Source organism: Streptomyces sp. NPDC056479, assembly GCF_042795335.1.
Classification (GTDB): Bacteria; Actinomycetota; Actinomycetes; order Streptomycetales; family Streptomycetaceae; genus Streptomyces.
The window spans coordinates 68,700-90,390 of sequence record NZ_JBHTRZ010000003.1 but is presented as its reverse complement, the minus strand read 5'-3'; the positions used below and the strand labels follow the sequence as shown (position 1 = coordinate 90,390).

Below are 21,691 nucleotides of genomic sequence, written 5' to 3'. Positions count from 1 at the left end.
CTGGATGATGCGGCCCGCACCCGCGTACGGCGGCAAGGGGCCGTGCCGGGGGGTGTCCGCCCGCAGCGGAGGGCGTCAACAAACGCCCACCTCCCTCCCGACAGCAACCGCCCGACCGAGGACGGACACCCCCCGGCACGGCCCCGACCCACCCACCCCACCGCAGGCGCTAGGCGAACCCCCACTCACCGAAGCGGGCCGCCGCAGGCACCCCTCGAACATCCGCGCACCAAGAGATAGCCTCCGCCCATGGCAAACGGGCAGTGGTACCCACCGGAGTGGCCAGACCGTATCCGTGCGCTCGCGGAAGGAAGCCTCACCCCCGTCGCCCCGAAACGGGCGGCCACGGTCATGCTGCTCAGGAACACCAGCACCGACACCGCCACCGGCACCGCCCCAGCCGTGCACATGCTCCGCCGCCGCAGCTCCATGGCCTTCGCCGGCGGCGCGTACGCCTACCCCGGCGGCGGCGTAGACCCCCGCGACGAGCAGCAGATCCGCTGGGCCGGCCCCACGCGCGCGTGGTGGGCGCAACGCCTCGGCGTGACGGAAGCGGAAGCCCAGGCGATCGTCTGCGCCGCAGTACGCGAGACCTACGAGGAGGCCGGCGTCCTGCTCGCCGGCCCCACCGACGATTCCGTCATCGGTGACACCACCGGCGACGACTGGGAAGCCGACCGCGCCGCCCTGGTCGCCCGCGACGTCTCGTTCGCCGAGTTCCTGGACCGCCGAGGCCTGGCCCTGCGCTCCGACCTCCTGGGCGCCTGGACCCGCTGGATCACCCCGGAGTTCGAACCCCGCCGCTACGACACGTGGTTCTTCGTCGCCGCCCTGCCGCAGGGCCAGCGCACCCGCAACGCCTCCACCGAAGCCGACCGCACGGTGTGGATCCGCCCCACGGACGCCGCCGCCTCGTACGACAAGGGCGAGCTGCTGATGATGCCGCCCACCATCGCGACATTGCGCCAGCTCACCGCATACGACAGCGCCGCCGAGGCCCTCGCCGCCGCCCCCACCCGCGACCTCACGCCCGTACTGGCACAGGCGCGCCTGGAAGACGGCGAGATCGTCCTCGCCTGGCCCGGCCACGACGAGTTCACCAAGCACATCCCGACCGGCGGAGCCCCCGCATGACCGCGCCCACGGCACCCACCCCGCACGCAGCCCCGGAAGGCCCCCACGCATGACGGACGCAGCAGCCCTCCCCGGCCAGCCGCGAGGCGGGGTCCTCACCGGCCCCGCAACCCCCCGCGCGGTCAACGTCCTCGCGCCCAACGCCTCCGCGATGACCCTGGACGGCACGAACACCTGGCTCCTCTCGGAGCCCGACTCCGACCTGGCCGTCGTCATCGACCCCGGCCCCCTCGACGACGGCCACCTCCGCAACGTCGTCGCCATGGCCGAGAAGTCCGGCAAGCGCATCGTCCTGACCCTGCTCACCCACGGCCACCCGGACCACGCCGAGGGCGCCGCACGCTTCGCCGAACTCACCGCCACGCGCGTGCGTGCCCTCGACCCGGCGCTGCGGCTCGGCGACGAGGGGCTCGGCGCCGGAGACGTGATCAACGTCGGCGGTCTGGAGCTGCGCGTCGTACCGACGCCCGGGCACACCGCCGACTCCCTGTCCTTCCACCTCCCGGCCGACCGCGCCGTCCTGACCGGCGACACGATCCTGGGCCGCGGCACCACGGTCGTGGCACACCCCGACGGCCGCCTCGGCGACTACCTGGACACGCTGCGGCGGCTCAGGTCCCTCACGGTCGACGACGGCGTGCACACCGTCCTCCCGGGCCACGGGCCCGTCCTGGAGGACGCCCAGGGCGCCGTCGAGTTCTACCTCGCCCATCGCGCCCACCGCCTCGCCCAGATCGAGACGGCGGTCGAGGACGGCTTCCGCACCCCGGCCCAGGTCGTCGCCCATGTGTACGCGGACGTGGACCGCTCCCTGTGGCCCGCGGCCGAGCTGTCGGTACGGGCACAGCTGGACTACCTGGAGGAGCACGGCCTCATCTAGCCCGCGCCCACCTAGCCCACACCCGCGCCCACCCCCACGTCACCGGGCCGCAACGCCTTGACGCCGTGCACGCGCGCGTACTCCCCCACAAGCCACGGCCCCAGATCGTCGACGTACGACCGGAGAACGCCCGCGTCACCCGTCGGCTCGCACCCCAGCCCCGCCGCGACCTTCATCTGCTCGCCCCGTGCGGGGTAGTACGACCCGAACGCCTCCGCCATCTCCCCCAGATCACTGGTCCACCCGCCCCACCGGGGCATGACCAGCGTGAACCCCGTCCGCACCAGACGCCGCGACATGAACCTGACGAGCGGCCGGCGCGCGTCGTCGCTGTCGTCCGCGTCGGCGATCCGCGCCCGCCACCGAGGCAGCAGGAGACCGAGATCGCCGTTCGTCTCGCGCGCGAGCAGCGTGTCGGGCCGGTAGCGCGGCAGATACTCGGCGAGATCCTCCCCCAGCAGGGGCGTGCACAGACAGGCGACGAACCACCCGCCGTCGTACCTCTCCAGATCGCTCAGCAGCTGCCCGCGGCTGCTGAGCAGCGTCCCCGCCCCGTCGATCTGCGCGAACTCCTTGTCCAGCGCCTCGTCGAGCACGCGCGCGTCCGCCCGGTCCGCCTCGGTCGGCTCCTCGCGCAGGGCGAGGAGCAGATCCAGGTCGCTGCGCCCCACGCGCGCGGTGCCGCGCGGAATCGACCCGTAGAGATAGGCGCTGTGCATCCGCGCCCCGAACACGTCCAGCACGCGGTCCCGCGCGGCGGCGACGACGGGTCTGAAGTCGCGGGGGACGCGCCCGAGGGACCCTTCGCGCGCGATGTACCCCTGGGCGTCGAGCCCTCTGCGGAGAACAGTCTCGGCCATGGGGCCACTGTGCCCTGTCGGAAGGCCCGGCAGCGGCTCATCACCGGCGCCGCTCAGCGATGTTCAGCCTGCCCGGGCATCCCGGACAGGCTGCTGCGATCCCCGCCGCGCCGCCGCGCCCTCGCGCCGCTTCGACACAGAACGCCGGTATACGACGGCCGCACCGCCGAAGGCCTACGCCCCCGCCAGCTCCACCTGAACCTCGACCTCCACCGGCGCGTCCAGCGGCAGCACCGCCACACCCACCGCACTGCGCGCGTGCACGCCCTTGTCGCCGAGGACCTGCGCCAGGAGCTCGCTGGCACCGTTGATGACGCCGGGCTGTCCCGTGAAGTCGGACGCCGACGCCACAAACCCCACGACCTTCACGACGCGCGCGATGCGGTCCAGGTCACCCGCCACCGACTTCACGGCCGCGAGGGCGTTCAGGGCGCAGATACGGGCGAGGTCCTTGGCCTCCTCGGCGGTGACCTCCGCGCCCACCTTGCCGGTGACCGGAAGCTTGCCCTCCACCATGGGGAGCTGGCCGGCGGTGTAGACGTACACGCCCGACTGGACCGCCGGCTGGTACGCGGCCAGCGGCGGCACGACCTCCGGAAGCCTCAGGCCCAGCTCGGCGAGCTTCGCCTCGACGGCGCTCATGCCTTCTCCCGCTTCAGGTAGGCCACGAGCTGCTCGGGGTTGTTCGGCCCGGGCACGACCTGGACGAGCTCCCAGCCGTCCTCGCCCCAGGTGTCCAGAATCTGCTTCGTGGCGTGGACGAGCAGCGGCACGGTTGCGTATTCCCACTTGGTCATGTGGCCGACTTTATCCGTTGCCCGGAGGGTGCCATGCGGCCGACCGCCGACAGGTTGTCCACAGGCTGCCGCGTGACCGGCGCACCGACTGGTTAGGCTCGAAGACGTGAGCAGGCTCCAGGTCGTCAGCGGCAAGGGCGGGACCGGAAAGACCACGGTCGCCGCCGCGCTCGCGCTCGCCCTCGCCACGGAGGGGAAGCGGACGCTTCTCGTCGAGGTCGAGGGCAGGCAGGGCATCGCGCAGCTCTTCGAGACAGAGGCGCTGCCTTATGAGGAGCGGAAGATCGCCGTCGCTCCTGGGGGCGGGGAGGTGTACGCCCTCGCCATAGACCCCGAACTGGCCCTTCTGGACTATCTCCAGATGTTCTACAAGATGGGCGGCGCGGGCCGGGCTCTGAAGAAGCTCGGCGCCATCGACTTCGCCACCACCATCGCGCCGGGCCTCAGAGACGTACTCCTCACCGGGAAAGCGTGTGAGGCCGTGCGGCGCAAGGACAAGGCCGGGCGGTTCGTCTACGACTATGTGGTCATGGACGCGCCCCCCACCGGGCGCATCACCCGCTTCCTGAACGTCAACGACGAAGTGGCGGGGCTCGCCAGGATCGGGCCGATACACAATCAGGCGCAGGCCGTGATGCGGGTGCTGAAGTCGGCTGAGACGGCCGTGCACCTGGTGACCCTGCTGGAGGAGATGCCCGTCCAGGAGACCGCGGACGGGATCGCCGAGCTGCGGGCGGCGCGGCTGCCGGTCGGGCGGATCATCGTGAACATGGTGCGGCCCGAGGTGTTGGACGCGACCGATCTGGAACTCGTACGCAGTGTCCCGCGGACGGCCGTCGCCAAGTCGCTGTCCTCGGCCGGGCTCGGCGGGGCGCGGCGCGGTGGGAACGCCGAGCGGTTGGTGGACCCGCTGCGGGCGCAGGCCGACGAGTACGCCGAGCGGCACGCGCTGGAGCACGAGCAGCGTGCGGTCCTGGACGAGTTGGGGCTGCCGGTGCACGAACTGCCGCTGCGCGCCGAGGGCATGGACCTGGCGGGCCTGTACGGACTCGCGCGCGAACTGCGGGAACAGGACCTGTCATGAGTCCGTTCACAAGTCGGGAGCCGTACGCGGTACGTCGGAAGCAGGGGATGTCATGAGTCGTCCGGAACCGGCCGCGGCACAGGACGCCGCCCGCCAGCCCCACGCCTTGTCCCACGCGCGCGTGCTCGACCTCGACCCGCTGCTCGACGATCCGAAGACCCGCATCGTGGTGTGCTGCGGCTCGGGCGGCGTCGGCAAGACCACGACCGCGGCGGCGCTGGGGCTGCGGGCCGCCGAGCGGGGACGGAAGGTGGTCGTGCTGACCATCGACCCGGCCCGCCGGCTCGCCCAGTCGATGGGCATCGACTCGCTGGACAACACCCCGCGCCGGGTGAAGGGCGTCGAAGGCGACGGCGAGCTGCACGCGATGATGCTCGACATGAAGCGCACCTTCGACGAGATCGTCGAGGCGCACGCGGATCCCGAGCGGGCCGCCGCGATTCTGGGCAACCCCTTCTACCAGTCGCTCTCGGCGGGCTTCGCGGGCACGCAGGAGTACATGGCGATGGAGAAGCTGGGCCAGCTGCGGGCGAAGGACGAGTGGGACCTCATCGTCGTCGACACCCCGCCGTCCCGGTCCGCGCTGGACTTCCTGGACGCGCCCAAGCGGCTCGGGTCCTTCCTCGACGGCAAGCTGATCCGCGTCCTGCTGGCCCCGGCGAAGGTCGGCGGGCGCGCGGGGATGAAGTTCCTGAACGTCGGCATGTCGATGATGACCGGAGCCCTCGGCAAGCTGCTCGGCGGGCAGCTGCTGAAGGACGTACAGACCTTCGTGGCCGCGATGGACTCGATGTTCGGCGGGTTCCGCACCCGCGCGGACGCGACGTACAAGCTGCTCCAGGCGCCCGGGACGGCGTTCCTGGTGGTGGCTGCGCCGGAGCGGGACGCGCTGCGGGAGGCCGCGTACTTCGTGGAACGGCTGGCCGCCGAGGACATGCCGTTCGCGGGTCTGGTGCTCAACCGGGTCCACGGCAGCGGCGCCGACCGGCTGTCGGCCGAGCGGGCGCTCGCCGCCGCGGAAAATCTTGAAGAGCCCCGCATTGTGGATCAGGAGGGCGGGAAAGCTGGACTTCGTAACTCCCCCGACACGTACGACAGTTCAGAATCGGCCGCTTCCGAGGCACCGGCTCCTGACGCAGGCTCCCCCGCCGCCACGCACCTGGAGCGAACCTCGGCCACGGACGAGCCACAGTCCGTGGACCCGCAGTCCGTCGACCCGCAAGCCGGAGCTCCGCATGTGGAGCGGTCCGTCGACCAGCTCACCGCAGGCCTGCTGAGGCTGCATGCCGAGCGTATGCAGCTGCTCTCCCGCGAGCAGCGCACACGTGATCGCTTCACCGCGCTCCACCCCGAGGTGGCGGTGGCCGAAGTGGCCGCGCTGCCCGGCGACGTCCATGACCTGACGGGGCTGCGGGACATCGGAAACCGACTCGCGGCCCATCGGCCGGAGCTGCCCGAGTCGACTGACTGACGCCTGACCGCGGCTGCCGGAGACGAGCGCCTGAGGAGACCCCCGGGCGCACACCCGCAGCGAGCCGGAGGGTGGCCTCAGCCCACCGCCGCGTAGTTCTCGTACATCTCGTCGTCGTCGAGCGGCAGCAGGCCCGCCCCGCGCTCGTACTCCGTGCGTGCCGTCTCCAGCAGCCGGCGCCACGAGGTGACCGTGGGCCGCCTGCGCAGCAGCGCACGGCGCTCGCGCTCCGTCATTCCTCCCCAGACGCCGAACTCGACGCGGTTGTCGAGCGCGTCCGCCAGGCACTCCGTACGCACCGGGCATCCGGTGCACACCGCCTTGGCCCTGTTCTGCGCTGCTCCCTGAACGAACAGTTCATCCGGATCGGTAGTGCGGCAGGCCGCCTGCGCACTCCAGTCGACTACCCAGCCCATACCGGCGCCGTCCTCTCCCGAATCGAGGCTCCCCCACGGCGGCAGCGGCATATTCACCGCTGCCAGTTGAGGACGTTACGGAAGGCAGGCACAGCGCAACACCCCCTTCGGGCCCAATCTTGAATGGCCCGAACGGACTATGCGTAAGCGGCAGATCACCCGGGGGAGTGAGCCTGCGACATGCGTGACTTTCCCGGCAAATCGGGACAGTTCTGTTGAGTCACAACGGACGCCGGATGACACACAAGGCGGATTCGGACACGCCCCCACCAAAAAAGTGGGCTACCGCCAGAACGATTCGGGGTCGCCGGACGTATTGATACGTGGCCGCACTGCTGTGACAGTTGGGAGCAGCTTAGGCCAACGCCTGCGCGCCTGTCCGGCGAATGGGCCGCATTGCGCTGCATCCGTCGGCGAGCTGCGCTCGCGGACCCCGACCCGCGCATGGCCTGTCTCACATCGCCGTGCCGGGCTCACACACGATCGGCCCTCGGTTCGCTCATCTCTACGGTTTAGGCTGCCCCCATGCCAAAGAACCGCTCGGGCGGTGGTCTGTCGCCGACGCAGCAGGCCGCCAAGTTCCTCGGTGTCAGTGTGCTCGCGGGAGCCGTGCTGGCCGGTATCACGCTGCCCGCCGTAGGCGCGCTGGGACTCGCGGCCAAGGGGTCCGTCGAGAGCTTCGACGAGCTCCCGACCAACCTCAAGACACCGCCGCTGAGTCAGCGCACCACGATCCTGGACGCCGAGGGCGGCACGATCGCCACGGTCTACTCGCGCGACCGGACGGTGGTCGACCTCAAGGACGTATCGCCGTACATGCAGAAGGCGATCGTCGCGATCGAGGACGCCCGCTTCTACCAGCACGGCGCGGTCGACCTGAAGGGCGTCCTGCGCGCCCTCAACCGCAACGCCCAGAGCGGCGGCGTGAGCGAGGGCGCGTCCACGCTCACCCAGCAGTACGTGAAGAACGTCTTCGTCGAGGAGGCCGGCGACGACCCGACGAAGGTCGCGCAGGCCACCCAGCAGACCCTCGGCCGAAAGATCAAGGAGCTGAAGTACGCGATCCAGGTGGAGGAGGAGCTCGGCAAGAAGAAGATCCTCGAGAACTACCTGAACATCACGTTCTTCGGCCAGCAGGCGTACGGCGTCGAGGCCGCCGCCCAGCGCTACTTCTCCAAGTCCGCCAAGGACCTCAAGCTCCAGGACGCCGCGCTGCTCGCCGGCATCGTCCAGTCGCCCAGCCGCTACGACCCCATCAACGACGAGGCCGAGGCCACCAAGCGGCGCAACACCGTGCTGCAGCGCATGGCCGACCTCGGTGACGTCCCCCAGGCGGAGGCCGACAAGGCCAAGGAGGCCCCGCTCGGACTGAAGGTCCGCAAGCCCAAGAACGGCTGCATCACCGCGGTCAAGGGCGCCAGCTTCTTCTGCAAGTACGTCGAGAAGGCATTCCTCGGCGACCCGGTCTTCGGCAAGAACCGCGAGGCCCGCGCCAAGATCTGGAACCAGGGCGGCCTGACGATCACCACGACCCTGGACCCGCAGGCCCAGAAGTCGGTCCAGGCCTCCCTCAAAGACCACGTCTACCAGGACGACAAGGTCGCCGCCGCGACCACCCTCGTCGAGCCCGGCACCGGCAAGATCCTCGGCATGGGCCAGTCGAAGCCGTTCGGCTACGGCAAGAACGAGACCGAGATCAACTACTCGGTCGACTCGGCGTACGGCGGGTCCAACTACGGCTTCCCGACCGGTTCGACATTCAAGCCGTTCGTCGCGGCGGCCGCGCTGGAGGAGGGCCGGCCGCCGACGCAGGAGTACTCGTCGCCGTACGAGATGGAGTACCCGAGCCCGGTCCAGACCTGCGACAGCGCGCCGTGGACCAACCTGAACAACGAGAAGCTGGAGAACGAGAGCGAGTCGGAGCACGGCCCCTACCGCCTGAAGAAGGCGATGGAGCTCTCGGTCAACACCTACTTCGTGCAGATGATCGCCGACATCGGCCTGTGCCCGGTGGTCAACATGACCGACAAGCTCCAGGTCCGCCAGGGCAACGGCGACAAGCTCCCCGAGCGCCCCGCGATCGCCCTCGGATCGGTCGGCCTCTCCCCGCTGACGATGGCGAGCGCGTACGCCGCCTTCGCCTCCCGCGGCATGTACTGCACGCCGATCGTCTTCGAGTCGATCTCGCAGAAGGTCGGCGGCCAGCAGAAGTCCCTGGAGGTGCCGAAGTCGACATGCTCGCGCGCGATGTCCGAGCAGACCGCGGACACCATCAACAGCCTCCTGCAGGGCGTGGTCGACTCCGGTACGGGTAAGGAAGCCGGTCTCACCGACCGCGACAGCGCAGGCAAGACGGGTACGACGGACGAGCGCCGCAACGCCTGGTTCGTCGGCTACACGCCGAACCTCTCCGGCGCCGTCTGGGTCGGCAGCGCCACCCAGAAGGTCAAGATGCGCAACATCTACATCGGCGGCGTGTACAACGACCTCGTCTACGGCGGCAAGGTGCCGGGCCCGATCTGGCGGGACGCGATGATCGGCGCCCTCGAGGGCAAGCCCGTCGACGAGTTCAACACCATCCACATCCCGGACGAGGATCGCGACCGGGGCCGGGGCCGCGATGACGACGACCGCGACGACAACGGCGACGGGAACAACGGCGACGACAACCTCATCGGCGGCCTGATCGGCGGCGGGGACAACGGTGGGGGTAACGGCGGCCCCAACGGGGGTACCGACGGCGGTACGACCCCGTCGCCGACGTTCTCGATCCCCGAGGGCTGGTGGCAGGGACAGACGAACGGGAACGGAACCGGGGGCCGCGACTAGGCGGTCGCCCGGCCGGCCCGTGGCACGACGACGGCCCCTGTCCCTTCGTACGAGGGGACAGGGGCCGTTGCGCTGTGGGACTACATGGGGCCGGGGGCGGGGTCAGCCCGCGAGCAGCTTCTTGACCACCGCGGCCACCCGGCCGCCCTCGGCCTGCCCGGCGACCTTCGGGTTCACGATCTTCATGACGGCACCCATGGCACGCGGGCCCTCGGCGCCGGCCGCCTTGGCCTCCTGCACGGCCTGGGCGACGATCTCGTCCAGCTCGTCGTCGCTGAGCTGCTTCGGCAGGTACGCGGCGAGCACCTCTCCCTCCGCCTTTTCCCGCTCGGCGGACTCGGCACGACCACCCTGCGCGAAGGCCTCGGCCGCCTCACGGCGCTTCTTCGCCTCGCGGGTGATCACCTTCTGCACCTCGTCGTCGGAGAGCTCGCGCTTCTCCTTGCCCGCGACCTCCTGCTTGGTGATCGCGGCGAGGGTCAGCCGGAGCGTCGAGGAGCGGAGCTCGTCGCGCCCCTTGATCGCGGCGTTGAGGTCTTCCTGAAGCTTCGACTTGAGCGTGGTCATGGGGTTGATTGTCGCAGGTGCGGGGTGCGGAACGCCCGTTGATTTCAAGGGGCGTGCGTGGAGGGGCCGGGGACTGCGGCCGAGGACTGCCGGGACTGGACGCTCTCCCGGTCTGACACGATGGTCGTATGCGCGCACGATACGGAGTACCCCTGGGAATCACGGCGGTTGGTGCCGCCGGTCTGCTGTACTCGGCGGGTTTCGAGGCCCGTTCCTTCCGTCTGCGACGGGTGACGATCCCCGTCCTGCCGGCGGGCATGCGGCCACTGCGGGTGCTCCAGGTCTCCGACATCCACATGGTCGGCGGCCAGCGCAAGAAGCAACGCTGGCTGCGCTCGCTGGCGGGCCTGCGCCCCGACTTCGTGATCAACACGGGCGACAACCTGTCGGACCCCGAGGGCGTGCCGGAGGTGCTGGACGCGCTGGGCCCGCTGATGGAGTTCCCGGGCGCGTACGTCTTCGGCTCGAACGACTACTACGGCCCGAAGCTGCGCAACCCCGCCCTCTACCTGCTGGAGAAGACCCAGGGCCGCCACGGCCTGAACGGCAACGCGCCCGCCGTCGGCGCGATCCACAACCCCTGGCAGAACCTGCGCGACGGCTTCGACGCCGCGGGCTGGCTCAACCTGACGAACACCCGCGGGACGCTGAAGGTCGAGGGCGTGTCGGTCGAGCTCACCGGCCTGGACGACCCGCACATCAAGAGGGACCGCTACGAGCAGGTGTCCGGCGGCCCGTCGGGCGCCGCGGACTTCGCGATGGGTGTGGTCCACGCGCCGTACCTGCGCGTCCTGGACGCCTACACGGCCGACGACTACCCCCTGATCCTGGCCGGCCACACCCACGGCGGCCAGCTCCGCATCCCCTTCTACGGCGCCCTGGTCACCAACTGCGACCTGGACACGGACCGGGCGAGGGGCCTGTCGACGCACACGGCGGAGGACCGCACCTCCTACCTGCACGTCTCAGCAGGCTGCGGCACGAACCGCTACACCCCGTTCCGCTTCGCTTGCCCGCCGGAGGCGACGTTGTTGACGTTGGTGGGGCGGGAGTAATCGGTTGTTGGGACGGGAGTAGTCGGTTGGCGGGGCGGAATTAGCCGATCGGGCTGGGGAGGCGTAACCCACCCGGCCCACCCATATCGCCCATTTCGCCCACACTGCTTAGCGTGAGGGCATGACCGCCCCGATACCCAGGGACATCCCGGATCTCCCCGCGATACCGGGCATACCCGTCCTGTTCCCCTCTCACGTCCCCGCGACGGCGGTGGTGACCCCCACACCCCGACGCCTGGCCGCCGTATTCCGCCTGCTGGTGGCCCTGGCGGCGGCCGCGGCCGTAGCAGTGGAACTGGCCCTCGGCAGCCCCCTGCGCACCCTGAGCCACTTCGCCATCCAGAGCAACATCCTGCTGGCCGTGGTCTTCGCCCTCTCAGCCCGACTCGCCTGGACCGCGCGCCGCCCGCTCCCCTCGACCCTCACGGGCGCCACGCTGCTCTACGCCATGATCACGGGCCTCGTCTACCACCTGATCCTGGCGCACGAGGGGAGCTCCTACGCACTCCCGGGCGTCCTGACGGGTACGGCGACCGACCCCACGGGCTGGCACGCGATCACCAACCACGTCCTGCATACGGCCACCCCCGTCGCCGCCCTGCTGGACTGGCTGCTCCTCACGCCCTCCGGCCACCTGCACCTGCGCCAGGCGACGACGTGGCTCCTCTACCCCCTCGCCTACCTGGCCTTCACCCTCACCCGAGGCGAGCTACTGCTTCCCGGCGCGCCGGCCCGCTACCTCTACCCCTTCCTCGACGTCGACCACCACGGCTACAAGACCGTCCTGGGCAACGCCCTCCTCCTGGGCCTCGCCATGTACGCCCTGGCCATCCTCCTCGTGGCCCTCGACCACGCCCGCCCCAACCCACTGCGCCACCGCGCCCACCACACCCCGAAAACCGGATTTCGTCTCCAGCCACCAGTGGGCTAAAGTAAACGTCGTCGCCGCGACAAGCAGCGACATCGGGGTGTAGCGCAGCTTGGCAGCGCGCTTCGTTCGGGACGAAGAGGTCGTGGGTTCAAATCCCGCCACCCCGACGCTGGTCAGAGGCCACATACCAAATTCGGTATGTGGCCTCTGTCGTGCCCGGGGGCCAAACAGGGGGCCAACGGAAGTTGATCAAGACCCAAACGGGTGCACTTGTTTCGTCAGGCGACGACCGGACATCCGGGGCAGATCTACTGACGCTATGGATCAAGGCATAGCGGGCTTGGTGGGGGCGGCGCTAGGGGGCTTCATCGGCGTCGCGGGCACGTTGGCATCAGTGCGGCTGACTGGAAGAGACCAGAGAAGGAATCAGCACGAGCACTGGCGTCGCCAGCAGCGGCGAGACGCCTACAGCCAACTAATAAGCCAAGCTTCTGAGGCCATCAGGCTCGGCGGCAATGCCTTAGCCGCTTACTCAGGTCGTGAGCGCAACACTGACGATCTCTGGGAACGATTCAACGAGACGGTCCGCAAGCTGGAAGAGCCGATGAGTCTCGTGGCCCTGGAGGGCCCCGCGGAAGCAGCCGCCGCAGCGACGGAACTTGTGGGAGCACTTGCCGGATGGGCGGGCAGCATACTCCTCGCCCTCGAGGAAGACTCGGGAGCCCATGTGCGAACCCGTTACGACCCGGCAGCGGGTCTGGACGAGCTAATAGCGGAGCAGGGGAAGAGCTATGAAGCCTACGATGCCCTCATCCAGCTCTGCTGCGATCTGCTGGACGTCTGACCAGCAGAACTGGCCTGCGCCAGGTACCCAAGCGCTGATGAATGGGCACCTGACATGCTTAGACGTCGTTTCTTATGGCGTGGTCGTTCGTTGAATTGTGCATGACGGATCTGGTTGAGCGGCTGGTGCCGGACGAGTCGTGGGGGCTGTTCCGGCGGGTGGTACCGCCGGTGGAAGTGAAGCGTCCGCAGGGCGGGGGCCGGCGTCGGGTCGGTGATCGGGAGACGCTCGCCGCAATCATCTTCGTGAGTCCATTCAACCTCCGGCCACGTCGCGCGGTTGGACGGATCGCTCTGGGAAAAGGCCATGACGATGTCGGGGCCTGCTCGTATCGTCAATGATGAATGGCCAGGTCACGGGCATAGTCGGCGCTGCAATGCGATCGGTCTTGAAAACCGTCGTGGCGCACCATGCGGTTGCTTTCGGTCGACGACGTCCCGGCACTGCAACCAGTAGCGCATCACAGGTCGGCCGGCGATCGCCAGCATCGGTGGAATAGGTCGGACCCGCGGACGTCATGTGAGTCGGAGCCTATGCGGCTAGCGGGGCTCGACCGTGACTGGCGCCCTTCGCCTTGAGCTCACGCAGCTGGTAGTACGCGCGGGGCGGTCCGTGCCCGCCGCGGCAATGTCCTTAATGGTGGACGTCTGGCCCTGATCGATGATGGTCGTGCGTTTGTGTCGGAGGACCTCCTCCTGCCGATCGCTGAGGTAGTCCACCCTGAGGTTGGCCACGACGGTCGCCCGCCTCCGCAAGCGTCGCGTCGCACGCGAGGGCGCGATCGGCTACTGAGGATGGTCAGGCGTCTGGTAGCGGCTTCTCGGCGCTTGCGCGGGAGATGGCCGCCGCTTCGTCGTCACCGGCGCGGGTGTATGCCGTGGCGGACTGTTTCCATGCACCCCGAACCCGGGACGGTTCGGCACCGGATGCCGTCAGGGTGGTGGCGAGCTCCCCCCACGCTTCCCCGGCCCGCACCCAGTTCTCTTCCTGGGTCAGCATTTCGATCGCCTTCTCTCCTGCCGAGATTGCCTCCGTGAACTGCTCAAGACCGCGGCAGGCTGTGCCGAGGTTGTTCCAGGCGACGGCCTGGCCGTGGGCGTCGCCCGTCTGCTGGAAGAGGTCGAGGGCGGTTTGATGGGCGTCGAGAGCTTCGGTGTGGCGCCCGAGCTTGCCCAGCGCGAGGCCGAGGTTGTTCCAGGCGTTGGCCTGGCCGTGGGTGTCACCCGTCTGCTGGTGGAGGTCGAGGGCGGTTTGGTGGGCGTTGAGAGCTTCGGTGTGGCGCCCGAGCTCGCCCAGCGCGAGGCCGAAGTTGCTCCAGGCGTCGGCTTGACTGTGGGTGTCGCTCGTCTGCTGGTGGAGGTCGAGGGCGGTTTGGTGGGCGTCGTGTGACTCGGTGTGGCGCCCGAGCTTCCGGAGTGCTAGGCCGAGGTTGTTCCAGGCGCTGGCCTGGCCGTGGGCGTCGCCCGTCTGCTGGAACAGGTCGAGGGCGGTTTGATGGGCGTCGTGTGACTCGGTGTGGCGCCCGAGCTTGCCCAGCGTGGTGCCGAGGTTGGTCCAGGCGCCGGCCTGGCTGTGGGTGTCGCCCGTCTGTTGGAAGAGGTCGAGGGCGGTTTGGTGGGCGTTGAGAGCTTCGGTGTGGCGCCGGAGCTCGCCCAGCGCGAGGCCGAGGTTGTTCCAGGTGCTGGCCTGGCCGTGGGTGTCGCCCGTCTGCTGGTGGAGGTCGAGGGCGGTTTGGTGGGCGTCGTGTGACTCCGTGTGGCGCCCGAGCTCGCCCAGCGCGAGGCCGAAGTTGCTCCAGGCGCCGGCCTGGTCGCGGGTGTCGCCCCTCTGTTGGAAGAGGTCGAGGGCGGTTCGCTGAGCGTCGTGTGCTTCAGCGTGGCGCCGGAGCTTCCGGAGTGCGAGGCCGAGATTGCTCCAGGCACCGGCCTGGTTGAGAGTGTCGCCGAGTGCCTGGCAGGCTTCGAGAGCGTGGGCGCGGACGGTAATCAGGTCCTGGAATCGCCGTCGCCATTCCAGGTAGCGGCCGAGGGCGAACCCGAGGTCCAGGGCCGTCTGGGTGCGGGCATAGGCCTGCGTGGTGGCGAGGAGGTTCTCGCGTTCGGCCTCGAACCACGCCAGCGCCTTATCCCGACCAGCGAACAGCATCGAGACGGCCTCGCCGGGCGGCTGGAGATGAGTGTCGGCTGCTTCCGCGTGGCGGACGTAATAGTCGGTGAGCCGGGTGCGGGCCTGTTCATAGCGCCGGCGAGGGACACGCCCACGGTGCATGGTGATGCGGGCCTGTTCCTGCGCGTGAACGCGTAGCAGATCGTGCATGAACCAGCGGTCACGTAACTGGCTGTTCTGGATGAGCAGACGCGCCTGGACAAGCTGCCGCAGCAACGGCGCGACTTTGTCGGCCGGCTGGTCGGTGAGGGCCGCGGCAGCGGGGGTGGAGATGTCCGGGCCAGGGTGGACGCCCAGGAGGCGGTAAAGGTCGGCCTGCTGGTGCGTGAGACGGGTGAGGCATTCGTCGAAGACAGCGCGCAGGTTGCGCTCCCCGTCGTCGAGACCACCGAGGCGGCTGCCGGCGTCGGTGAGCACCCGCACCCGCTCGGACAGCGGCTGGTCGGGGTCGTCTACGAGAAGGGCGGCGGCGATCTGCAGGGCCAGGGGCAGGTAGCCGCAGAGTGCGGCAAGTTCCTCCGCGGCCGCGGGCTCGTCCTCGACGCGCCTGTCATCGGGGTCGGCGACCTCCAACCGCTGGTGCAGGAGCTTGACGGCGGCATCCGGCTGGAGAGGGTGAAGGTTGAACAGGCGGGCGCCAAGTCCTGGCAGGGTGTGCCGGGAAGTCACGAGCACCGCGTGGTGACGTGCCGGCAGCAGCGACCGGACCTGGTTCGAGGTCGAAGCATTGTCCGCCAGAATCAGAACCCGCTGCCCCTCACGTGCCAGGGCATCGAGTTGGGACCGGTAGAGCCCCTCCCGCTCGTCCAGCGTGGGCGGGATGTGATCGGCCGCGACTCCAAGGGCACGCAGCAGGGCCTCCAGAGCGTCCTCCGGCGGGACAGGGGCCGGGTCGTAGCCGCGCAGGTTCACCAACTGCACAGCTGTGAACCAGCCCTTGTCGAGCCCGGCATGCCCCACGGCATGAGCGAGCGTGGTCTTGCCCACGCCCGGCAGTCCCGCAACCGACCCCACCGCCGCACTCGCACCGCTCCCGGGGTCGAGCAGGGACAGAACCTTGGCGATCTCTTCCTCGCGGCCGGTGAACTCCTGCGGCAGACCCGGCAGAGCGTTCAGCGCGGTCGGCACCGCCGCGTACGCCTGCACGTTGATCTTCGTGGTCTGCGTCCCGCTGCCGAGCACCTGGCTACGCTCGAACGACGCCCCCGCGAAACTGCTACCAGCCCACTGCCCCTGCCCGGGACGCTTGTCCCTTCTACTGCCGCTCTTGCGCTTGCCGGACGTCTTCCTCGCCCCCATGCCCGCCGCCCGCGCCTCTACCGGTTGATCGTGTTGTTCTGCGTGCCGCTCCCGAGAACCTGGCTGTCGGTGAACGTCGCATTGCTGAAGTCGTTGTGCGTGCTCTGCACCGGGGCCTGGGCCTGCGCCTGCTGGACCAAAGCCTGCAACTCAGCCGCCACCTGCTGACGCTCCTCCTCCGGAAGCTGCTCAAGAAGCATCTCCAGACGGGTCTGCCAACGGGTCACCAGAACCGTCTGCATCCGCTCCGCCCCCGCGCCGTCACCGGCCGACTCCAGCTCGGCCCGGGTCTGGTCGAGCCGCTCAAGCTCGGCCTGCTCCCGCCCTGCCTCACCGCGACCGAGGATCCGTGCGACACCGCTGCGGATCCCGGCCCACGCATCCGTCCCCGCCGCCTGCACAATCGCCCCGCCACCCGCCGCCGCCACCGCGATCAATCCCTCGACCAACACGACAACACCCCCCACGAAACAACGGACAAGAAGCCCAGCGTAGGACGAGACCCCCCACCCAATCAGCCGAACCACCAACCTCACGCCACCTGCCACGACCTCGGCAGCCGAGAAGCCACCAAGCCGCACGACCTGGGCCATGCGGTGTCCTGGGGCCTAGCGCGGTACGTAAGCGGGTGTGGGCTCAAACGTGGTCTCAAACGGCCTTCGATCCAGACGCATCTGTCGACGTCCACCAAGCTTCGGAAAGGGCTGTGACCAGGTTTGACGCCCGGCTCCTGGACGCAGGCGGATGTCCTCAGATCAAGATCGGACAACTCGTAATGCGTAGGTCTCGGGTTGGAATCCTCGAAGGTGGCTCCCACAGACCTCAGGTCAGGAGTTCGGGGCCAAACCGTGGTCGCGGACCGTGATCCATGTCCGGGCAGCGAAAGGGACGGCCGTGTCGTAGCCGCCGCTATCAGCCCTCGCAACCGCTGACCGGCTATTCAGACACCCAGTTCAAACGCCACCCCGACAGTGAAGTACCACTGAAGGGCTTGATCCGCTTAGCGGGTCAAGCCCTTCAGTGGTTTCTGGGGGCCCTGGGAGAAGCCCTGGAGAAGGTCCAGGGATCTCACTCCGGCTGCCTGCGATCGGCCGGTCCGCCGAGGAGGCGGCGTAGGTGCGGGGTGCCGAGTGCGACCGTTGTGCCGATGGTCAGTACGAAGGTTCCGAGTAGGAGGAAGTAGGTCGCCGAGGACAGCACGGCGGTCAGGCGGAACAGCTGGCCTCCTACGACCACACCCACGGCGCCGAACAGGCCGTTCACCGCGAGCAGGCGGCTGGTGCTGCCGGGGGGTGCGACCGTGGCGGCCAGTGCCAGGCCGGCCGGTGCGAGCGCGATCTCGCCGCAGGAGTAGAGCAGGTAGACCAGCAGCAGCCAGTGCGGGCCGACCGGGCCGTGCTCGGCGAGCCTGGCCGCGACGGCCATCAGCAGAAAGCTGAGACCGGCTGCGATCAGCGCGCCCGCGAACTTGACCGGTACGTCGACGCGGGGCCCGGCACGCAGCCAGAGCCGGGCGAAGAGCGGAGCGACCAGCAGGACGAAGAGCGGGTGCACGGACTGGAACCAGCTGGCGGGGACATCGAAGCCGAGCAGGTCGCGGTCGGTGTGACGCTCGGCGAAGAGGCTGAGCACCGAGCCGCTCTGCGCGAAGATCATCCAGAATGCGGCCGAGGCGGCCATCAGCGCGGTGAATCCGGCGAGACGACTCTTGTGGGCCGCTCCCAGTGCGTGGGTCCGGCGGAGTGAACGCAGGTACCAGAAGGGGAGGGTGACCGTGGTCAGGCCGAGGACCGCGAGCACCAGGGGGAGCGGCAGCAGGCCGTAGGACGCCGGCACCACCAGAAGCGCGCTCACCGCCCCCGTGGCCAAGCCGGCACGCCGGAGCATCGCGGCGGCCTCGGGGCGCGGCACCGGACGGGGCGGACGCGCGCCCACATCCCCGTAGCGGCGCAGGCCGAGGGCGAACTGGATCAGCCCCGCCGTCATACCGACGGCGGCCGCCGCGAAGCCGAGGTGCCAGGCGACGCGCTCCGCCAGCAGCCCGGTGACGACGGGGGCGATGAGCGCGCTGACCTGGATGCACATGTAGAAGAGCGAGAAGGCCGCCTCACGGCGGCCCTCCCCCTCCCCGCTGACCCCCGCGACCATGGCCGCCATGGCCGGCTTGACCAGGCCTGTTCCCGCGACGACCAGCAGCAGCCCGGCATAGAGCGAGCCCGTCATCGGAACCGCGAGCACCGCGTGGCCGCAGGTGATGAGCACACCGCCGAGCAGCACGGCCCGGCGCGCACCCAGCACCCGGTCGGCGAGCCAGCCGCCGGGCAGACCGGCCATGAACGTGAGCGACATGTACGCCGCGAAGATCGCGGTAGCCGACTGCGGCGCCATGCCCATGCCGCCGCGAGCCTCGGAAGCGGTCAGGTAGAGGACCAGGATCGCCGTCATGCCGAAGAAGCTGAACCGCTCCCACAGGTCGACCGCGAGCAGAGTGCCGAAGCCGGGCCTGGTGCCGTTCCCTGCCCGTACCGTCGCGGCGGGAGCTGTGGTCGGCGATGAGTCCGACGGGGTGAGGGAGGTGTCCACCGGAGGTCACCGAGCCGGTTTGAACGCCACTCCGGCCAGCATCGCGAGCCCGGCGTCGGGGGTCTCGGCCGGTTCAGGACGCCACAGCGGGGCACGGACCACGCCGGGTTCCACCAGCTCGAAGTCCTCGAACAGCGCGGCGAGTTCCTGGTTGCTGCGCCAGATCACCTGGCTCACCGCTCCCCGGTACTGCTCGGCCGCCTCCGGCGCCGCCCTCGGGACCTCCTCCGCGCCGGCGTGCGAGATCACCAGGGCGCTGCCGGGTGCCAGCCGCTCGGTGTACCGGCGCACCAGCGCGAGCGGATCGTCGCCGTCCGGGACGAAGTGCAGTACGGCGGCGAGGATCAGCGCGACCGGCCGGTCGAAGTCGATCAGCCGGCGGGTGTCCTGCGCGTCCAGGATCTCCTGGGACTTGTACAGGTCGCCCTGGAAGACGGCCGCCCTGGGTTCGTCGGCGAGCAGCGCCCGGCCGTGCGCGACGGCCACCGGGTCGATGTCGACGTAGACGACCTTGCTGTCCGGGTGGGCGGCGAGGGCCACGTCGTGCACGTTGCCCTCGGCCGGGATGCCGGAGCCGATGTCGAGGAACTGCCGTATGCCGAGCGCGGAAAGCTCGCGTACCGCGCGGCGCAGGAAGGCCCGGTTGGCCTTGAGGGTGGCAGGCAGGTCGGGGTTGCCGGCCGCGACCTTGCGGGCGAGTTCCCGGTCCGCCGGGAAGTTGTGGGTGCCGCCGATCCAGTGGTCGTAGACCCGGGCGATGCTCGGGGTGTCGATGTCGACCTCCGGCGGGGCCCAGTCGGGGCGTTCGGTGCCCGGACGTTCCAGTTCGGTGTCCTGACGTTCCACGGGTGTCTCCTCCTGTAGGGGCGGGGCGGGGTCGGCGGTCACGCCGTGAACACCGGGAGCTCTTCGAGGCCGCGCATCATCAGGCTGCTGCGCCAGCGCAGTTCGTCCGCGTCCACGGCGAGCCGCAGCCCGGGGAAGCGTGCGACGAGACGGCTGAGGACGATCTGTCCCTCCAGCCGGGCGAGCGGGGCGCCCAGGCAGTGGTGGATGCCGTGGCCGAAGGCGACCGAGGCGGTGTGGGCGCGGGTGATGTCCAGGCGGTCCGGGTCGGGGTAGCGGGCCGGGTCCCGGCCGGCGGCGCTGAGCGAGATGGTCACGAACTCGCCCTCGGGGATGACCACGGAACCGACCTCGACGGGCTCGGTCGTGAACCGCCAGGTGGCGTTGGTGACCGGACCGTCGTGGCGGAGGAACTCCTCGACGGCCGCGGGCCACAGCGACTCGTCCGCCGCGAGCTGCCGGCGCACCTCGGGGTGGGTGAGCAGGCCCAGGGTGCCGTTGCCGATGAGGTTGACCGTGGTCTCGTGGCCGGCCACCAGCAGCAGGAACGCCATGGAGATCAGCTCGTCGGACGACAGCTGCTCACCGGAGTCCTGGGCGTGCACGAGGTCGGTGAGCATGTCGTCGGCCGGTTCGGCCCGCTTCGCCTCGATCAGCGCCTTCAGGTACGCGATCATCGACGCGCTGGCCTCACGCACCTCGTCGGTGCCCGCGCCGGAGACCAGCAGGTTGGACCAGCGGCGGAAGGCGGCCCGGTCGTCCGGGGGCACGCCGAGCAGCCAGCAGATGACCGTGAACGGCACCGGGAAAGCCAGCGCCTCCATGAGGTCCAGCCGCTCGTGCCGGGCCATGGCGTCCAGCAGTTCGTCGGTGAGCTCGGTGATGCGTGGCCGCAGGGACTCGACCCGGCGCGCGGTGAAGGCCCGGCCGACGAGTCGGCGCAGCCGGGTGTGGTCCGGCGGGTCGCTGTCCAGCATGTGCACGCTGAGGACGTGCGGGAACTGGCTGCGCTCCCCCGACTCGGCGAGGAACTCCCGCTGTTTGTCGGGATCGGCGAAGTTCTTCGGGATCAGGTCCCGGCCGACCCGCATGTCCTTGCTCAGCCGGGGGTCGGCGAGCAGCGCCCTGGCGTGCTCGTATCCGGTGACCAGCCAGGTGCGCAGGCCGTTCGGTGTCGTCACGGGCACGGCGGGCGCGGTCCGCCGCAGGTCGGCCAGCGCCTCGTGCGGGTTCTGGTGAAAGGCCGGGGTGAACAGGTCGGTCGGCGGGGCGGTCTGCCGGGCGTCGGTACGTGCCATTTTCAGACTCCTTCCGTGACGTCGGCGGTGGCCCGGTCCCCCGCGTAGCTGGCGAGCTCCCGGTAGATCTCGAAGGGCCGGTCCCGGCCGGTGTCGCGCAGCGGCCGCAGCGGGGCGGTCTGGTCCTTGTGGGCCGGGCCGCTCTCCCAGGCGGTGAACGCCTCCCAGTGCGACCAGCGGCTGACCACGACATAGGAGCGCGGGTCGCCGAGGGCGTGCAGCAGCTTGTTGCCGAGCAGGCCCGCGGTACCCGTCATCCGGCGGCTGGCCTCGTGGTACGCGGGCAGCACCCGGTCCGGGTCGTCGCTCAGGTGGTAGAGCACCACCTCGATCGCCGTAGGGGTGGCTTGGGAGGTCACGACGTGCCGCCGGCCGCGCCGGACAGGGCGGCGACGACGTGCATGGTCGTCATGGAACCGCCGCTGCGGTACGGGTGCAGCTTCTGACGGTGTTGCAGATGCCGGTCGCTGGTCTCGAACTCGCGGAACAGCGGCTCGTTCACCCAGTCGCTGACGATGTAGTAGACGCCGTCCTCATCGACACCGCGGGACAGCCACTGGCCGAGGTTGGCGGGGTGGGTGGTGACCGAGTCGCCGACCTCCAGCCACACCTTCTCGAACTCGTTCTCCATGCCGGACTTGATCTGCATCCGCAGCATGACCCGGAAGACCTTCTCGGCGGGCTCGGGCAT

20 protein-coding genes, 1 tRNA gene and 1 pseudogene are annotated in these 21,691 nt (G+C 69.8%); 10 read left to right on the top strand and 12 right to left on the bottom strand.

The features are described from left to right. Positions 1-249: 249 nt before the first annotated feature. Positions 250-1,134: an NUDIX hydrolase gene (locus tag ACFQ6S_RS11925; RefSeq protein ID WP_383406784.1), complete on the top strand. Its 885-nt coding sequence runs from the start codon at positions 250-252 to the stop codon at positions 1,132-1,134. A gap of 49 nt (positions 1,135-1,183) precedes the next feature. Continuing rightward, positions 1,184-2,014: an MBL fold metallo-hydrolase gene (locus ACFQ6S_RS11920; protein WP_383406781.1), complete on the top strand. Its 831-nt coding sequence runs from the start codon at positions 1,184-1,186 to the stop codon at positions 2,012-2,014. An 11-nt stretch (positions 2,015-2,025) separates the two neighbouring features. Here ACFQ6S_RS11920 and ACFQ6S_RS11915 read toward each other — a convergent pair whose 3' ends face one another. The 3 genes from ACFQ6S_RS11915 to ACFQ6S_RS11905 all read right to left on the bottom strand — a co-directional run bounded on the left by ACFQ6S_RS11915 (position 2,026) and on the right by ACFQ6S_RS11905 (position 3,671). Next, complete coding sequence (locus tag ACFQ6S_RS11915; protein ID WP_383406779.1) at positions 2,026-2,874, bottom strand: nucleotidyltransferase; 849 nt, start codon at positions 2,872-2,874, stop codon at positions 2,026-2,028. A gap of 174 nt (positions 2,875-3,048) precedes the next feature. Continuing rightward, entirely contained in the window at positions 3,049-3,516 is a 468-nt protein-coding gene (locus ACFQ6S_RS11910; protein WP_383406776.1) for a RidA family protein, read from the bottom strand. Further along, positions 3,513-3,671, bottom strand: a complete 159-nt coding sequence (locus tag ACFQ6S_RS11905; protein ID WP_003967454.1) for a DUF4177 domain-containing protein — start codon at positions 3,669-3,671, stop codon at positions 3,513-3,515. The genes ACFQ6S_RS11910 and ACFQ6S_RS11905 overlap by 4 nt, the downstream gene beginning before the upstream one ends. A gap of 106 nt (positions 3,672-3,777) precedes the next feature. Here ACFQ6S_RS11905 and ACFQ6S_RS11900 point away from each other — a divergent pair, with 106 nt between their 5' ends. Both ACFQ6S_RS11900 and ACFQ6S_RS11895 read left to right on the top strand, forming a co-directional pair. Beyond that, on the top strand, positions 3,778-4,755 hold the full coding sequence (locus ACFQ6S_RS11900) for an ArsA family ATPase (RefSeq protein WP_383406773.1): 978 nt from the start codon (positions 3,778-3,780) through the stop codon (positions 4,753-4,755). A gap of 52 nt (positions 4,756-4,807) precedes the next feature. Next, positions 4,808-6,226, top strand: coding sequence for an ArsA family ATPase (locus tag ACFQ6S_RS11895; RefSeq protein ID WP_383406771.1), 1,419 nt, complete (start codon positions 4,808-4,810; stop codon positions 6,224-6,226). A gap of 77 nt (positions 6,227-6,303) precedes the next feature. Here ACFQ6S_RS11895 and wblA read toward each other — a convergent pair whose 3' ends face one another. Continuing rightward, entirely contained in the window at positions 6,304-6,642 is a 339-nt protein-coding gene (gene wblA, locus ACFQ6S_RS11890) for a transcriptional regulator WblA (protein WP_383406768.1), read from the bottom strand. Positions 6,643-7,167: 525 nt separating this feature from the next. Here wblA and ACFQ6S_RS11885 point away from each other — a divergent pair. Then, a complete protein-coding gene (locus ACFQ6S_RS11885; RefSeq protein WP_383406765.1) occupies positions 7,168-9,471 on the top strand; it encodes a transglycosylase domain-containing protein in 2,304 nt (767 codons plus the stop codon). A gap of 102 nt (positions 9,472-9,573) precedes the next feature. Here ACFQ6S_RS11885 and ACFQ6S_RS11880 read toward each other — a convergent pair whose 3' ends face one another. After that, positions 9,574-10,038, bottom strand: a complete 465-nt coding sequence (locus ACFQ6S_RS11880) for a GatB/YqeY domain-containing protein (protein ID WP_383406762.1) — start codon at positions 10,036-10,038, stop codon at positions 9,574-9,576. 128 nt (positions 10,039-10,166) lie between these two features. Between ACFQ6S_RS11880 and ACFQ6S_RS11875 the strand changes: the two genes are divergently transcribed. From ACFQ6S_RS11875 to ACFQ6S_RS11855, 5 genes and pseudogenes are all read left to right on the top strand, one after another. Next, positions 10,167-11,093: a metallophosphoesterase gene (locus ACFQ6S_RS11875; RefSeq protein WP_383406759.1), complete on the top strand. Its 927-nt coding sequence runs from the start codon at positions 10,167-10,169 to the stop codon at positions 11,091-11,093. 121 nt (positions 11,094-11,214) lie between these two features. Beyond that, positions 11,215-12,024 (top strand): Pr6Pr family membrane protein, encoded by an 810-nt coding sequence (locus ACFQ6S_RS11870; protein ID WP_383406756.1) that lies wholly within the window; start codon positions 11,215-11,217, stop codon positions 12,022-12,024. Between the two features lie 33 nt (positions 12,025-12,057). Continuing rightward, positions 12,058-12,131 (top strand) — tRNA-Pro (locus ACFQ6S_RS11865). Between the two features lie 152 nt (positions 12,132-12,283). Further along, entirely contained in the window at positions 12,284-12,808 is a 525-nt protein-coding gene (locus ACFQ6S_RS11860) for a hypothetical protein (protein ID WP_383406753.1), read from the top strand. 101 nt (positions 12,809-12,909) lie between these two features. Further along, a pseudogene (locus ACFQ6S_RS11855) lies at positions 12,910-13,059 on the top strand (IS5/IS1182 family transposase); the annotation flags it as partial. Between the two features lie 547 nt (positions 13,060-13,606). On the opposite strand, the gene ACFQ6S_RS11850 reads toward ACFQ6S_RS11855, so the two are convergent. The 7 genes from ACFQ6S_RS11850 to ACFQ6S_RS11820 all read right to left on the bottom strand — a co-directional run bounded on the left by ACFQ6S_RS11850 (position 13,607) and on the right by ACFQ6S_RS11820 (position 21,691). After that, positions 13,607-16,273, bottom strand: a complete 2,667-nt coding sequence (locus ACFQ6S_RS11850; protein WP_383406750.1) for a tetratricopeptide repeat protein — start codon at positions 16,271-16,273, stop codon at positions 13,607-13,609. A gap of 17 nt (positions 16,274-16,290) precedes the next feature. Continuing rightward, on the bottom strand, positions 16,291-16,866 hold the full coding sequence (locus ACFQ6S_RS11845; protein WP_383406747.1) for a hypothetical protein: 576 nt from the start codon (positions 16,864-16,866) through the stop codon (positions 16,291-16,293). Positions 16,867-17,341: 475 nt separating this feature from the next. Next, complete coding sequence (locus ACFQ6S_RS11840; protein WP_383406744.1) at positions 17,342-18,856, bottom strand: peptide MFS transporter; 1,515 nt, start codon at positions 18,854-18,856, stop codon at positions 17,342-17,344. Between the two features lie 6 nt (positions 18,857-18,862). Next, entirely contained in the window at positions 18,863-19,702 is an 840-nt protein-coding gene (locus ACFQ6S_RS11835; protein WP_383406741.1) for an SAM-dependent methyltransferase, read from the bottom strand. Positions 19,703-19,740: 38 nt separating this feature from the next. After that, entirely contained in the window at positions 19,741-21,000 is a 1,260-nt protein-coding gene (locus ACFQ6S_RS11830) for a cytochrome P450 (RefSeq protein ID WP_383406738.1), read from the bottom strand. A gap of 2 nt (positions 21,001-21,002) precedes the next feature. Continuing rightward, positions 21,003-21,359, bottom strand: coding sequence for an antibiotic biosynthesis monooxygenase family protein (locus ACFQ6S_RS11825; protein WP_383406736.1), 357 nt, complete (start codon positions 21,357-21,359; stop codon positions 21,003-21,005). Beyond that, a complete protein-coding gene (locus ACFQ6S_RS11820) occupies positions 21,356-21,691 on the bottom strand; it encodes an antibiotic biosynthesis monooxygenase family protein (protein WP_383406734.1) in 336 nt (111 codons plus the stop codon). Before ACFQ6S_RS11820 ends, ACFQ6S_RS11825 begins: the two co-directional genes overlap by 4 nt.